Origin of the sequence: Pseudomonas danubii (genome assembly GCF_042980055.1) — a bacterium.
Taxonomy (GTDB): Bacteria; Pseudomonadota; Gammaproteobacteria; order Pseudomonadales; family Pseudomonadaceae; genus Aquipseudomonas; species Aquipseudomonas danubii.
This window is the reverse complement of record NZ_CP116502.1, coordinates 1,254,231-1,266,739: the sequence shown is the minus strand read 5'-3', so window position 1 is coordinate 1,266,739 and position 12,509 is coordinate 1,254,231. Positions and strand designations below refer to the sequence as shown.

General features: G+C 62.4%; 13 protein-coding genes. 5 read left to right on the top strand and 8 right to left on the bottom strand.

What is annotated here, in order from left to right:
- Nucleotides 1-45: 45 nt before the first annotated feature.
- The 3 genes from PFZ56_RS05995 to tag all read right to left on the bottom strand — a co-directional run bounded on the left by PFZ56_RS05995 (nt 46) and on the right by tag (nt 1,852).
- A complete protein-coding gene (locus PFZ56_RS05995; RefSeq protein WP_092318073.1) occupies nt 46-285 on the bottom strand; it encodes a PilZ domain-containing protein in 240 nt (79 codons plus the stop codon).
- 72 nt (nt 286-357) lie between these two features.
- Entirely contained in the window at nt 358-1,245 is an 888-nt protein-coding gene (locus PFZ56_RS05990; RefSeq protein ID WP_102881409.1) for a lysophospholipid acyltransferase, read from the bottom strand.
- A 43-nt stretch (nt 1,246-1,288) separates the two neighbouring features.
- Complete coding sequence (gene tag, locus PFZ56_RS05985; RefSeq protein WP_102881408.1) at nt 1,289-1,852, bottom strand: DNA-3-methyladenine glycosylase I; 564 nt, start codon at nt 1,850-1,852, stop codon at nt 1,289-1,291.
- 81 nt (nt 1,853-1,933) lie between these two features.
- Between tag and glyQ the strand changes: the two genes are divergently transcribed.
- The 4 genes from glyQ (at nt 1,934) to PFZ56_RS05965 (ending at nt 6,342) form a co-directional block, all read left to right on the top strand.
- A complete protein-coding gene (gene glyQ / locus PFZ56_RS05980; RefSeq protein WP_003177094.1) occupies nt 1,934-2,887 on the top strand; it encodes a glycine--tRNA ligase subunit alpha in 954 nt (317 codons plus the stop codon).
- Nucleotides 2,884-4,938: a glycine--tRNA ligase subunit beta gene (gene glyS, locus PFZ56_RS05975; protein WP_123390197.1), complete on the top strand. Its 2,055-nt coding sequence runs from the start codon at nt 2,884-2,886 to the stop codon at nt 4,936-4,938. Before glyQ ends, glyS begins: the two co-directional genes overlap by 4 nt.
- Nucleotides 4,939-4,955: 17 nt before the next feature.
- Nucleotides 4,956-5,489, top strand: a complete 534-nt coding sequence (gene gmhB, locus PFZ56_RS05970) for a D-glycero-beta-D-manno-heptose 1,7-bisphosphate 7-phosphatase (RefSeq protein ID WP_170001371.1) — start codon at nt 4,956-4,958, stop codon at nt 5,487-5,489.
- Nucleotides 5,490-5,571: 82 nt separating this feature from the next.
- Nucleotides 5,572-6,342, top strand: coding sequence for a 1-acyl-sn-glycerol-3-phosphate acyltransferase (locus PFZ56_RS05965; RefSeq protein ID WP_102881406.1), 771 nt, complete (start codon nt 5,572-5,574; stop codon nt 6,340-6,342).
- A gap of 181 nt (nt 6,343-6,523) precedes the next feature.
- Here PFZ56_RS05965 and PFZ56_RS05960 read toward each other — a convergent pair whose 3' ends face one another.
- The 3 genes from PFZ56_RS05960 to PFZ56_RS05950 all read right to left on the bottom strand — a co-directional run bounded on the left by PFZ56_RS05960 (nt 6,524) and on the right by PFZ56_RS05950 (nt 10,547).
- The gene (locus PFZ56_RS05960; protein WP_170001372.1) at nt 6,524-8,842 is read right to left on the bottom strand and encodes a CHASE2 domain-containing protein; all 2,319 of its coding nucleotides are present in this window, start codon (nt 8,840-8,842) and stop codon (nt 6,524-6,526) included.
- 18 nt (nt 8,843-8,860) lie between these two features.
- On the bottom strand, nt 8,861-9,859 hold the full coding sequence (locus PFZ56_RS05955) for a FecR domain-containing protein (RefSeq protein WP_170001373.1): 999 nt from the start codon (nt 9,857-9,859) through the stop codon (nt 8,861-8,863).
- Between the two features lie 400 nt (nt 9,860-10,259).
- Nucleotides 10,260-10,547, bottom strand: a complete 288-nt coding sequence (locus tag PFZ56_RS05950; protein WP_102881403.1) for a hypothetical protein — start codon at nt 10,545-10,547, stop codon at nt 10,260-10,262.
- Nucleotides 10,548-10,779: 232 nt separating this feature from the next.
- Between PFZ56_RS05950 and PFZ56_RS05945 the strand changes: the two genes are divergently transcribed.
- Complete coding sequence (locus PFZ56_RS05945) at nt 10,780-11,508, top strand: response regulator transcription factor (RefSeq protein WP_102881402.1); 729 nt, start codon at nt 10,780-10,782, stop codon at nt 11,506-11,508.
- Nucleotides 11,509-11,535: 27 nt separating this feature from the next.
- Here PFZ56_RS05945 and PFZ56_RS05940 read toward each other — a convergent pair whose 3' ends face one another.
- Both PFZ56_RS05940 and PFZ56_RS05935 read right to left on the bottom strand, forming a co-directional pair.
- Nucleotides 11,536-11,856 (bottom strand): hypothetical protein, encoded by a 321-nt coding sequence (locus PFZ56_RS05940; protein ID WP_170001374.1) that lies wholly within the window; start codon nt 11,854-11,856, stop codon nt 11,536-11,538.
- Nucleotides 11,853-12,338 (bottom strand): DUF4265 domain-containing protein, encoded by a 486-nt coding sequence (locus tag PFZ56_RS05935; RefSeq protein WP_170001375.1) that lies wholly within the window; start codon nt 12,336-12,338, stop codon nt 11,853-11,855. Before PFZ56_RS05935 ends, PFZ56_RS05940 begins: the two co-directional genes overlap by 4 nt.
- Between the last annotated feature and the right edge of the window lie 171 nt (nt 12,339-12,509).

The window sequence follows — 12,509 nt, the reverse complement described above, 5'->3', positions numbered from 1 at the left end:
TCCTTTTCCCAGCCTCGCGGGCTCGGCAGCGGCTACAGGACGATTTCACAGGTAGCGCAGGGCGATCCCTTCCGCGTCCGCCTGGACCACTTCCATGCGCACCCTGGGCGCCGCCGCCGGCAAGCCCTGCACCTGGCCATAGACCACCGCGCCCTTGGGCAACTGCGCCAGGACCGGGCTTTGCACATAGACGCCACTGGCAGACAGGTTGCGAGTCTGCCCCAGGCATTCGCCAATGCTCTCGTGGGAAATCTTGATGCGAAACGACTTGCGGTGCTCGGACATCTTCTGCGCCCTTGTTGTGTGTGCTGTGGATAACGCCCTACGCGAAGTTATCCACAGATCGTGCCAGCTCGGTCAGTACCAGCGTGCCTCACCCGGCGGGCGCTTCTTGAAGCGTTTCATGCTCCACATGTACTGGCTCGGGTAAGCCCCGACATAGCGTTCGACCACCTTGCTCATGGCCGCACAGGAGGTTTCGGTGTCGGTGCTGTACATGTCGTCCGGGGCCGCTTCGAGGATCACCTTGTAGCCCGAACCATCCGGCAGGCGCAGGGCGTGAAGGAAGACCCCCACGGCCTTGCCGCCGGCCAGCATGTTCGGCACGAACTTGCTGGTCAGCGCCTGGGTGGCGAAGAAGGGCACGAAGATCCCGGCGGATTCGGCCGGTTCCGGGTCGGCGGGAATGCCCACCGCACCGCCTTTGCGCACTTCCTTGATGACGCTGAGGATGCCTTCCTTGGTGGAGGCGGCCACGCGGTTGCCCAGTTGCACCCGCTGCTTGCGCAGCAGCTCGTCCACGGCCTTGAGCTTGGGCGGACGATAGAAAATGATCGGTTTGCACTGGCTGCAATAGAAGTGGTTGAGCACTTCCCAGTTGCCCAGGTGGCTGGTGATGCCGACCACGCCCTTGCCCGAGGCCAGGGCGTCCTTGAGTACGTCCAGGCCCTCGACCTCCCGCACCAGAGCAATGGAGCGCTCCGCCGGCCAGATCCAGGCGCAAGCGCTTTCGGTCAGGGACTTGCCGATGTCTTTCAGGCTCTGTCCCACCAGACGCTCGCGCTCGGCGGGGTCCATCTGTGGAAAACATTTGGCCAGGTTGATGCGCACCACGTCGCGGGAGCGATTGGGGGTCTTCCACATGATCCAGCCGATGGCCGCGCCGACCGCCTGCACCGCGCGCCAGGGCAGCAGGGCAAACAACCGCAGAGCGCCCACCAGCAGGGCGCCTTTGAACTTATCCACAAATGACTCCTGATCTGTCGGTCTGAAGCGTGTCGCGAGCCGGCTATTCTAACCGCGCGTTGGAGAGGATGGCGTAACGATCACAGTCGCGGGTGTGATCCATGACCATGCCCGAAGCCTGCATCAGCGCGTAGCAGATGGTCGGGCCGACGAAGGTGAAACCGGCTTTCTGCAGGCCGCGGCTCATGGCTTCGGCCTCCGGGGTCACCGCCGGCACTTCGCTGCGGTCCCGGAAATGATTGATCTTGGGCACACCACCGACGAAGGACCAGAGAAAGGCCACCGGGTCTTCCAGCTCCAGCCAGGCCTGGGCATTGCGCCGGGCGGCGTTGAGCTTGAGGCGGTTGCGGATGATGCCGGGGTCCTGCATCAGGTCCTCGATCTCGGCGTCGCTCATCTGCGCCACGCGCTGCACATCGAAGCCGAACAGCACCTGGCGATAGCGCTCGCGCTTCTTCAGCACGGTGATCCAGGACAGCCCGGCCTGGAACCCTTCGAGCAATAACAACTCGAACAGACGCTGCCCATCGCGCAGCGGCACGCCCCACTCCTGATCGTGATAAGCCATGTACAGCGGATCGTCGGAACACCAAAAGCAGCGTGGCATAAGGCTCCAGGGGGCGTGCGCAGGACTGAATCGGGTATACTCCCGCTCCTTAAATCGCAGCCCAAGTAACAGGTGAATTTCGTGAGCCAGCCTACGCCAGCCGTGCGTACCTTCCAAGACTTGATCCTCGCCCTCCAGCAGTACTGGGCCGAGCAAGGTTGTGTGGTACTTCAGCCCTACGATATGGAAGTAGGCGCCGGCACTTTCCACACCGCCACATTCCTGCGGGCCATTGGCCCGGAAACCTGGAACGCCGCTTATGTGCAGCCCAGTCGTCGCCCGACTGACGGCCGCTACGGCGAAAACCCCAACCGCCTGCAGCACTACTATCAGTTCCAGGTGGTCTTGAAGCCCAACCCGGAGAACTTCCAGGAGCTGTACCTGGGTTCCCTGAAGCACGTGGGCCTGGACCCGCTGGTGCACGACATCCGTTTCGTCGAGGACAACTGGGAATCGCCGACCCTGGGCGCCTGGGGCCTGGGCTGGGAAGTCTGGCTCAACGGCATGGAAGTGACTCAGTTCACCTACTTCCAGCAGGCCGGTGGCATCGAGTGCTACCCGGTGACCGGCGAGATCACCTACGGCCTGGAACGCCTGGCCATGTACCTGCAGGGCGTGGACTCGGTGTACGACCTGGTCTGGGCCGACGGCCCGTTCGGCAAGGTCACCTATGGCGACGTGTTCCACCAGAACGAAGTGGAGCAGTCGACCTACAACTTCGAACACGCCAACGTCGAGAAGCTGTTCGAACTGTTCGATTTCTACGAAAGCGAGGCCAAGCGCCTGATCGAGCTGGATCAGCCGCTGCCGCTGCCGAGCTATGAAATGGTCCTCAAGGCCTCGCACACCTTCAACCTGCTGGATGCACGCCGGGCGATCTCGGTGACTGCGCGTCAGCAGTACATCCTGCGTGTGCGCACCCTGGCGCGTTCCGTGGCGCAAGCCTACCTGCTGGCTCGCGCCAAGCTGGGCTTCCCCATGGCGACCCCGGACCTGCGTGATGAAGTGTTGGCTAAGTTGGAGGCGGCACAATGAGTGCGCAAGATTTTCTGGTTGAACTGGGCACTGAAGAACTGCCACCCAAAGCCCTGAACACCCTGGCCGAAGCCTTCCTGGCCGGCATCGAGAAAGGCCTGCAGAGCGCCGGCCTGAGCTTTCAGGCCAAGCACGTATACGCCGCGCCACGGCGCCTGGCGGTACTGATCACCCAGCTGGACACCCAGCAGCCGGATCGCAGCATCAACCTCGACGGCCCACCACGCCAGGCGGCCTTCGATGCTGAAGGCAACCCGACCCAGGCGGCCCTGGGTTTTGCCAAGAAGTGCGGCGTCGAACTCAGCGAGATCGACCAGAGCGGCCCGAAACTGCGCTACAGCCAGAGCATCAAGGGCAAGCCGACCGCCAGCCTGCTGCCGACCATCGTCGAAGATTCCCTGAACGACCTGCCGATTCCCAAGCGCATGCGCTGGGCGGCGCGCAAGGAAGAGTTCGTGCGTCCGACCCAATGGCTGGTGATGCTGCTGGGTGACGACGTCATCGACTGCACCATCCTGGCCCAGAAGGCCGGTCGCGATTCCCGTGGTCACCGCTTCCACCACCCGCAAAGCGTGCGCATCACCTCGCCGGCCAACTACCTGGCCGACCTGCGTGCCGCCTACGTGCTGGCCGACACCAACGAGCGTCGCGAGCTGATCAGCAAGCGCACCGCGGAACTGGCGACCCTGCAGGAAGGCACGGCGATCGTCCCGGCGGACCTGCTGGACGAAGTGACCGCCCTGGTGGAATGGCCAGTGCCACTGGTGTGCTCGTTCGAGGAACGTTTCCTTGAAGTGCCCCAGGAAGCCCTGATCACCACCATGCAGGACAACCAGAAGTACTTCTGCCTGCTGGACGTGGACGGCAAGCTGCTGCCGCGCTTCATCACCGTGGCCAACATCGAGAGCAAGGACCCGCGCCAGATCATCGAGGGCAACGAGAAAGTCGTGCGCCCACGCCTGACCGACGCCGAGTTCTTCTTCAAGCAGGACAAGAAGCAGAAGCTCGAAGACTTCAACCTGCGCCTGCAGAACGTGGTGTTCCAGGAAAAACTCGGCAGCGTCTACGACAAGGCCGAGCGGATTTCCAAGCTGGCCGCCTTCATTGCCCCGCGCATTGGCGGCGACGCCCAGCGCGCCGCCCGTGCCGGCCTGCTGTCCAAGTGCGACCTGGCCACCGAAATGGTCGGCGAGTTCCCGGAGATGCAAGGCATCGCCGGCTACTACTACGCCCTCAATGACGGCGAGCCGGAAGACGTGGCCCTGGCCCTCAACGAGCAGTACATGCCGCGTGGCGCCGGCGCCGAGCTGCCAAGCACCGTGACCGGTGCCGCCGTGGCCATCGCCGACAAGCTGGACACCCTGGTGGGGATCTTCGGCATCGGCATGCTGCCCACCGGCAGCAAGGACCCCTACGCCCTGCGTCGCGCTGCCCTGGGCGTGCTGCGTATCCTCATCGAGAAGAAGTTCGACCTCGACCTGAACGACGCCGTGGCCTTCGCCGTCAGCGCCTTCGGCAGCAAGGTCAAGGCCGCCGGCCTGGCCGACCAGGTGCTGGAGTTCATCTTCGACCGTCTGCGTGCCCGTTACGAAGACGAAGGCGTGGATGTGGCCACCTACCTGTCGGTACGTGCCCTGAAGCCGGGCTCGGCCCTGGACTTCGACCAGCGCGTGCAAGCCGTGCAGGCCTTCCGCAAGTTGCCGGAAGCCGCCGCCCTGGCCGCGGTGAACAAGCGCGTGTCGAACCTGCTAAGCAAGATCGAAGGCAATGTGCCGACCACCGTCGAAGCCAAGTACTTCGACAACGCCAACGAGTTCTCCCTGTACTCGGCGATCCAGCAGGCGGACCAGGCTGTACAGCCGATGGCCGCAGCGCGTCAGTACAGCGAGACCCTGGCCCGCCTGGCCGCCCTGCGCGAGCCGGTGGACGCCTTCTTCGAGGCGGTGATGGTCAATGCCGAGGACGCCAAGGTGCGGGCCAACCGCTATGCGCTGCTGGCGCGTCTGCGGGGCCTGTTCCTGGGTGTGGCGGACATTTCGGTACTGAGCTGATCAGGTAAGGAACTGCTGTGAAACTGCTGATACTCGACCGTGACGGCGTGATCAATCACGACTCCGATGCCTACATCAAATCGGTGCAGGAGTGGATTCCAATCCCCGGCTCGATCGAAGCCATTGCGCAGTTGAGCAAGGCCGGCTGGACGGTGGCGGTCGCCACCAACCAGTCCGGCATCGCTCGCGGCTACTACGACCTGGCCATCCTCGACGCCATGCATGCGCGCCTGCGCGAGCTGGTGGCGGAGCAGGGCGGCGAGATCGGGCTGATCGTCTATTGTCCCCACGGCCCCGACGAAGGGTGCGCCTGTCGCAAACCGAAACCGGGCATGCTGCGGACCATTGCCGAGCATTACCAGGCAGAACTGACAGGTCTATGGTTTGTCGGTGACAGTCTCGGTGACCTGGAGGCCGCAAAAGCCGTCGACTCTCAGCCAGTATTGGTAAAGACCGGGAAAGGCGAAAAGACCCTGGGGAAAACCCTGCCGGTAGGCACCTTGATTTTTGACGACCTGGCGGCCGTTGCCGCTGAACTTATCCACAATTAGGCCCCTTCTGGCATCCTGACCAAGGACTGTTCGGGAGAGCGCTTTTTAACAGGCGGGCATGCCCGCAATGGTAAATGCCGCTATGTCGATCCTGCAGGCCATCAGAACCTTCTTCTTTTACCTGCTGTTGGGCACCAGTTCCTTGCTGTGGTGCTCCCTGAGCTTTTTTATCGCGCCGTTCCTGCCCTTCAAGGCGCGCTACCGCTTTATCAACGTCTACTGGTGTCGCTGCGCGCTGTGGCTGACCAAGGTATTTCTGAACATTCGCGTGGAAGTGAAGGGCGCTGAAAACGTCCCCGAGCGGCCCTGCGTGATCGTCTCCAATCACCAGAGCACCTGGGAGACCTTCTTCCTCTCGGCCTACTTCGAGCCTCTGAGCCAGGTCCTCAAGCGTGAGTTGCTGTATGTGCCGTTCTTCGGCTGGGCCATGGCCATGCTGCGCCCCATCGCCATCGACCGCGACAACCCCAAGGCGGCCCTCAAGCAAGTGGCGAGCAAGGGCGACGAACTGCTCAAGGACAATGTCTGGGTGCTGATCTTTCCGGAAGGCACTCGCGTGCCCTATGGCACCGTCGGCAAGTTCTCCCGCAGTGGCAGTGCCCTGGCGGTAAACGCCGACCTGCCGGTGCTGCCAGTGGCCCACAACGCCGGCAAGTTCTGGCCGAAGACCGGTTGGGCCAAGCGGCCCGGTACCATCACCGTGACCATTGGCGCGCCGATGTACGCCGAAGGCAGCGGCCCACGCGCCATCGCCGAGCTCAACGACCGGGTTGCCGCCTGGAATGAACAGGCCCAGCGAGATATGGGCTCATTGCCACCATTGGCGACTTCCACGGATAAGGTTGCTGTATGAGCTTCTGTGGATAACCTGTGTACGACTATTCGTACAACGGCTGAAATCGACGCATAAATCACTGATTTATATATATATTTCCCAAGCTCATAAAATGTGGAAAAACGTGCATAAGTTTTACCGCAGCCAAAAAAACCGGCCTTGATGCCGGTTTTTTTTCGCCTGGAATATCCCCGCGCCCTTATTCCTCCAACACGGGCAGCTCAAGGATGAAACAGGAACCCTGGCCCACCTCGCTGCGGCAGCTGATCCGCCCTTGATGCCGGTCCACCACCGCCTTGACCATGGACAGTCCCAGGCCCAGGCCATCGATGCCCTTGGCCGAGGCAAACCGTTGGTACTGACCAAACAACAGGGGCAGTTCCTGGGCCGCAATGCCCCGGCCCTGGTCGATGATTTCGCAACGCAGCCAGCCCTCGGCACAGCTCACCCGAACATTAACGGTGGAATTCGCCGGGCTGTACTTGATGGCGTTTTCCAGCAGATTGAACAGGGCCCGGGTCAGCAGCGGCTGATCCGCCAGGATCATGCTCTCGCCATCCTCATCCAGGTCGTGCACCAGGTGGATATGCTTCAACTGGGCCAGGGTCGTGGCCTGGTCGAAGGCGTCCAGGACCAGCATGGCAAACATGCTCGGCGCAAACTGATAGGCCTCCGACTCGGCCTTGGCCAATTGCACGAATGCCTCGGTCAGCCCCAGGGCTCGACGCACCTGCTGCTCGATCTGGCTGTAGACCTGCCTGGGCGGCGATGGCTGGCGGCTCTGCACGTCCAGCAGCGCAAGGATCGCCGAATGGGGCGCGCGCAGGTCATGGGAAAGAAAACGCAGCAATACGCCCCGTTGCTGTTCGGCGTCCCGCTCGACGCTGAGGTCGGTGAGGCTCAACAACCAACCGATGGCGTTGTCACTGTCCACCGGCAGCAGCGGCGCCAGTTCCATGCGCAGGCTGCGTTGCTGAATGTCGCGAAACTCCAGCGCCGTCAGTTGCTCAAGCCTGGGATACAGCGCAGGTTCCGTCAGGCCCGGATAGCCCAGGGCGGCCAATTGCGCGATCAAGGGCTGCCCGACCAGTGAGTGGGCGAACACTTCCCGGGCATTGCGATTGGCCAGCAGAATCTTGCCGTCCGGGTCGCTGATCAGGGTCGCCACCGGCAAGTACTCCAAGCCGTCGGCGATAAAGCGCCGGGTATCCCGGGTCCGGCTCAGGGCCTGTTCCAGGGCAACGATCTGCCCTTGCAGCACATCACCGGCGGGGGTCTGGCCACGACGGCGCTCCGGCAACACCTTGGGCTCGTTGTCCAGGCGCTCCAGCTCCCAACCGAAATAGGCCAGGATCACGCTGAGCCGACGCCAGTTCCAGATCAGGTACGCCAGCAGCATGCCCAGCAGGCTGGCCACCGGCGACCACCAGTAGCCCAAGCGCAGCATCAGCACCGATCCCAACAGGGCCAGGCCCATGCAGCCCAGGGTTATCCACAAGGCGTGGCGCGGACGCCACAGCAACAATCCGAGCAAGGCTGCGGTCAGGGCCATGGACCACAGCATCCCCGGCCACTGGCCCAGGGCGACGATGCTGCGATGCTGCAACAGGCCATTGAGCAGGTTGGCCTGGATCTCCACGCCCGGGGTGGTGCCCTGGCTGCCGGATTGCGGGGTGACATAACGGTCGCCCAGCCCCGGGGCGGTGGACCCCACCAGGATCAGCCGGTCACGCAGCAACTCTGCAGGCACCTCGCCACGCAGCACGCTGACATAGGGCACGCTGGGAAAGCCCGCCGCCTTGTCGATAAAGGCAATACGTACCGGGTTGGCTCGCAGCCAGCCCCTGCTGATCTGCGCAGTCGCGGGGCCCGGCATCAGCGACGACAGCGGGTCGGCTTCGGTGAGCTGGTAGAGCAACCAGGTCAGTTGCGCCCGCGGCGCCTGCTGCGGACCTTCGCGCAGGTAGACACTGCGCACGGTGCCGTCGGCATCCGCTTCTGCGTTGATATGCCCGAGCCCCCGAGCACAGTGGCGCAGCACCGGCACCGGAGGGATCTCCTCCAGGTCCTGGCCATAGCGAGCAACCCCCTCGCGCAGCACCGGCAGGAACACCGTGCCGGAGCGACACAGGGCGGCGGCCAACTGCGTGTCGTTTTCTACAGTGCTGCCGGGTTCGCTGAGGATCACATCGAACAGCACGCCCTTGACCTTGGCGTCCGTCAGCCGGTCCAGCAACTGTCCATGGAGCGCCCGTGGCCAGGGCCAGCGTCCCAGTTGCTGCAGGCTGTAGTCGTCGATGGTCACCAACAGAATGCGCGGGTCTACCGGCAGCGGGGTAAAACGTCGCAGGTTGTCATAGAACAGGTTGTTCAAAGCCAGGCCGTGGCTCAGGGACAGTAAGGCAGTCAGGGGCAGAAGAATCAGGCCAACCCACAACCATTCACGTACCAGGCGGCGAAACAGGCGCTGGGCCTGGGTCGGTTCACGGCCGTTGGCCCTTTGCTTCCAGAGACTCATCGGCGGCCCGCCGACGGGTTATTGAACACGAGTGGTCCTGGGGTAGTAGAAGATGTCATAGACCCCGGTTTCTCCTTCCAGGCCATGCTCGTCGAACGCCGAGAGCCGTACATGATAGAAAAACGCCTTCAGGCCAGTGAAGTTCACTTCCGGGGTGCTGGAGAACTGTTCTTGCTTGATGTTGAGGAAACCCTTGTCGGTTGCCACCTGTGCCCGATAGCGACGGGCACCCGGCAAAGGTTGCAGGATCAGCTGCCAGACGGGCAGGGCGCCGGTTTGTCCGGCCTGCCCCAGCAGCCGGGGCGCGGCCAGCAGTTCCACTGGTTTGAGCTCGCCCTGCTTCTGAATGCGCAAACCCTGGCGCGCCATGACCTGGACTTCCCCTGGCCGCGGACCTGCAGGTTTATCCACAACGCGCTTGCCGGAACGTCGAGCAGCCTTGCTCGGCGGCTCGTCTTCGCGGCTCACCGCCACCTGGCCGTTGAGCACCTCCACCAGGGATTGCTGATCGTCATTACGCACCCGGAAATGAGTCCCTCGTACCCCCAACACGCCCACGGGGGTCACGATCTGGAAGCGGTCGTGGTCGCTGTTGCGCTTGATCACATAGGACTCGATCTGGCCCTGTTCCAGGACCACCTGAGGAATGCTGTATTGCGTATTGAGTTGCAGGGTGATCTGGGAACTGGAGGGCAACACCACTCGCGAACCATCTCCAAGGGACAGGCTGACGAAAGCCGATGGCGAAGTTTTCACCCCTTCTTTCTCATCGATGCTCATGCCTTCTTCCAGGGTCACCTCGCGGCCCTTGGCATCCAGCTTCCAGGCGTCACCCGTCAGATGCTCGACGGTAGCCGGCAAGGGCTGGCTACGGCATTGCTGGTTGTCATCTATATAGGGAAGGCGTTGCGGGGCAGCCTGCACGGCGCACGATGGCAGGATCAGACCCGCTAGCAGCAATGCGGCGCACGCCACCTGCAACCGGCCAACGGACGGAGAAGGGCAGAGGTCATTCATGAATATGCTTTGAGCCTTTGGGAAAACCACGGCGAAATCCTACGCACCATACCTGAGGCAGCGCGTGGGCAGAAAGCCGGACGCTGCGCGGCGTCGCCCAGAGGAGAGAGGACGAGTCGGAACCGGGAGGGAAGCGCACAGGGAGCGAAGAAAGTGACACGTCCCTGTGTCGGAACCGAGGCGACAGGTCGCCCGGCCCAAAGTCCTGAGGAGGCACTCCCTGTATTCCCCTTCAACGACGCACGCAAGCGCGCGTTGTGCCGCCAGCCTGGCGGTTGACACTCCCTGTGTCGGAGCACTTCCAGGTGCCCCCGTGTGCCACTCAGCGAGGAGCAATGTAACGCTGGCCGAGAGGCTGCGACGGATTTGCAATATTTGTTCAGAATCATCGCCCCGCCTGCTAAAAGACCCAGCGTGGTGCAGGTGCCTGCCAATCCGCAGGCAGGGCTGTTCTGCCCAGTACCGGTTCGGCATCCAGGGTCAGGCGGGTTTCATGGCTGTCGGGCGAGGCCAGTGTCGAGTAAACCTCGGCCTTGGCCGCCTCACAGCAGGAAGCGGATGGCGACGGCAAGACGCTGGCACTGATCCCCAGATAAGCCGCCAGCATCAAACTGACCAGGCGCAGCGGATCATCGCCGCTGAACATTCTGACCAACGCGACCTGGCCTTTGCTGAACATGTTCCCCATGGTTCTTTTCCTTGCTTGAGCGAGCCGGTATCGTGCTGCTGCGATAGCCCCCCAGGCACCCGTGCTCCAGGTGCCTTACCGGCTATTTGATATCAGCGTACCGAGGGAGCAGGGGCTCAAGAGCAATTCGCCACAATTGTTCAGAATCAGCCAAGACACCTAAACTTCCCCCAGCCTGAAGCCGCTGGATCTGCGTCTCAGGTGCTCTTCGAACCATAAGGAACTGCCTGGCATGCGTGTCGCGATACTGGATGACGAACCCGCAGAACTGGCACGGGTGGAACAGACACTGCGAGAAATTCCCGGCCCCGGTGAAGCCGCCTGGTCCCTGCATCGCTTCGAACGGGGCGAAGACCTGCTACGCCAACTGCGGCGGGAAACCTTCGACCTGCTGATTCTCGACTGGCAAGTGCCAGACCTCAGCGGCCTGTCGTTGCTGCGCTGGACCCGGGAGCACATGGACTCGCCTCCGGCGGCCATCATGCTCACCAGCCGTGATGCCGAGAGCGATATCGTCCAGGCCCTGAACACCGGCGCCGATGACTACCTGAGCAAGCCTTTTCGTCCCAACGAACTCAAGGCCCGGGTCAATGCGGTGCTGCGCCGCCACGGCTTGCAGCGCAGCAATAGCGAGGAGGTCCTGACCTTCAATGACTTGAGTTTCGATGACGCCGAACTGACCGTCACCCGCGCCGGTGCCCCCATCAGCCTGACCGAGCGCGAGTACCGCCTGGCCCGCTGCCTGTTCGCCAACCTGGGCCGGCCGCTGTCCCGGGAGTACCTGTACGAACGGTTCTGGACCCACGAGGAAATCATTTCCTCGCGGCCCCTGGATACCCACATCTACCGTCTGCGCAACAAGCTCGGACTGACCGCGGACCGTGGCTGGCAGTTGCTGACGATCTACGGTTACGGCTACCGGCTGGAAAGTGTCGCGTCGCCTGACGAGCAGGGCAACTGACTGCTTGCCGTCAAAAGCGGCTTGAAATCACTGCGGGTCCTGCCAGACATCTTCATAGCCGGCGCGGTCGATGATGAAACGCGTCCCGCTTGGCAGATACAGGTAATCGATCACCTCCGGCAACAGCTCGGGCAGGTGCTCGACGCACAGCGGCTGGTAGAAATCCACGGCTGTGGAATGTTCGCCGCAGTGGATAAACCAACTGATCGTGCCGTTCTCCGGCAACTCGACCCGGGTGCCATAGATGGGTGACTGCGCCAGGGAACCGGTGGCCAGTGCGATCATCGGCTCCGGTGCCTGGGGAGCTAGATCGTAGCGCTCACAGATAAGCTGCTGTCTTTCGTTCATTGCTCCAGCCACCAATTGAGCAAGGTCTCGTCATCGGTGTCATCGAGGTTTTTATAGATGTTGGCGTAGTACCACTCGATGCCCGTGGTCTCGCAGAAGCGGTTGAAGAACCGGGCGATGTTGTCCATGCCGTTTCGCGCCGGCACCGACAATGTCAGATTGCCCTTATAGCGCCCGTCGAGCATGCCGCCCAATTCGCTCGCCACATCCGCCGCCAGGGCAACGATGTGTTCTTCAGGAATGTGATCCGCATAAATGTGGATACAGAAGTTGCCGCCTCGCTTGAGCACCACGGCGGGGGCCAGGGGGTCCTTGATCGAAATGATGTCGCCCTTGGCCAGGTTCAGTGTCAGCCCCGGTGAGTAGAGAATCTCGTAACTGTCCTCATCGATCCGCCGTACATGCAGCGGCTCATAGACCGGGCCGTGGCTGTTCTGCCCCGCAACAACCCGGATCGATATTTCCTGGTTTTCATCATCCATAACAAATTTCCGAGCGATTGCTGTTATAAAAAAGAGTGAAAAGAGCCTGGCCGGGCCCAGCCGCCGCTCGAAGAACAATGACGACTCACAGCGCTGGGCAAAATCCAGCGTGGTTTTTTCATGGCATTAAGACAGGTTGGGCACCGGTCCCACAGCACCTGTGACTCTGCC

Bases quoted from the DNA above. Each gene is read 5' to 3' on its own strand.
- PFZ56_RS05995 (WP_092318073.1), bottom strand. From the start codon at position 285: ATGTCCGAGCACCGCAAGTCGTTTCGCATCAAGATTTCCCACGAGAGC.
- tag (WP_102881408.1), bottom strand. From the start codon at position 1,852: ATGCCACGCTGCTTTTGGTGTTCCGACGATCCGCTGTACATGGCTTAT.
- glyS (WP_123390197.1), top strand. From the start codon at position 2,884: ATGAGTGCGCAAGATTTTCTGGTTGAACTGGGCACTGAAGAACTGCCA.
- PFZ56_RS05965 (WP_102881406.1), top strand. From the start codon at position 5,572: ATGTCGATCCTGCAGGCCATCAGAACCTTCTTCTTTTACCTGCTGTTG.
- PFZ56_RS05960 (WP_170001372.1), bottom strand. From the start codon at position 8,842: ATGAGTCTCTGGAAGCAAAGGGCCAACGGCCGTGAACCGACCCAGGCC.
- PFZ56_RS05955 (WP_170001373.1), bottom strand. From the start codon at position 9,859: ATGAATGACCTCTGCCCTTCTCCGTCCGTTGGCCGGTTGCAGGTGGCG.
- PFZ56_RS05950 (WP_102881403.1), bottom strand. From the start codon at position 10,547: ATGGGGAACATGTTCAGCAAAGGCCAGGTCGCGTTGGTCAGAATGTTC.
- PFZ56_RS05945 (WP_102881402.1), top strand. From the start codon at position 10,780: ATGCGTGTCGCGATACTGGATGACGAACCCGCAGAACTGGCACGGGTG.
- PFZ56_RS05940 (WP_170001374.1), bottom strand. From the start codon at position 11,856: ATGAACGAAAGACAGCAGCTTATCTGTGAGCGCTACGATCTAGCTCCC.
- PFZ56_RS05935 (WP_170001375.1), bottom strand. From the start codon at position 12,338: ATGGATGATGAAAACCAGGAAATATCGATCCGGGTTGTTGCGGGGCAG.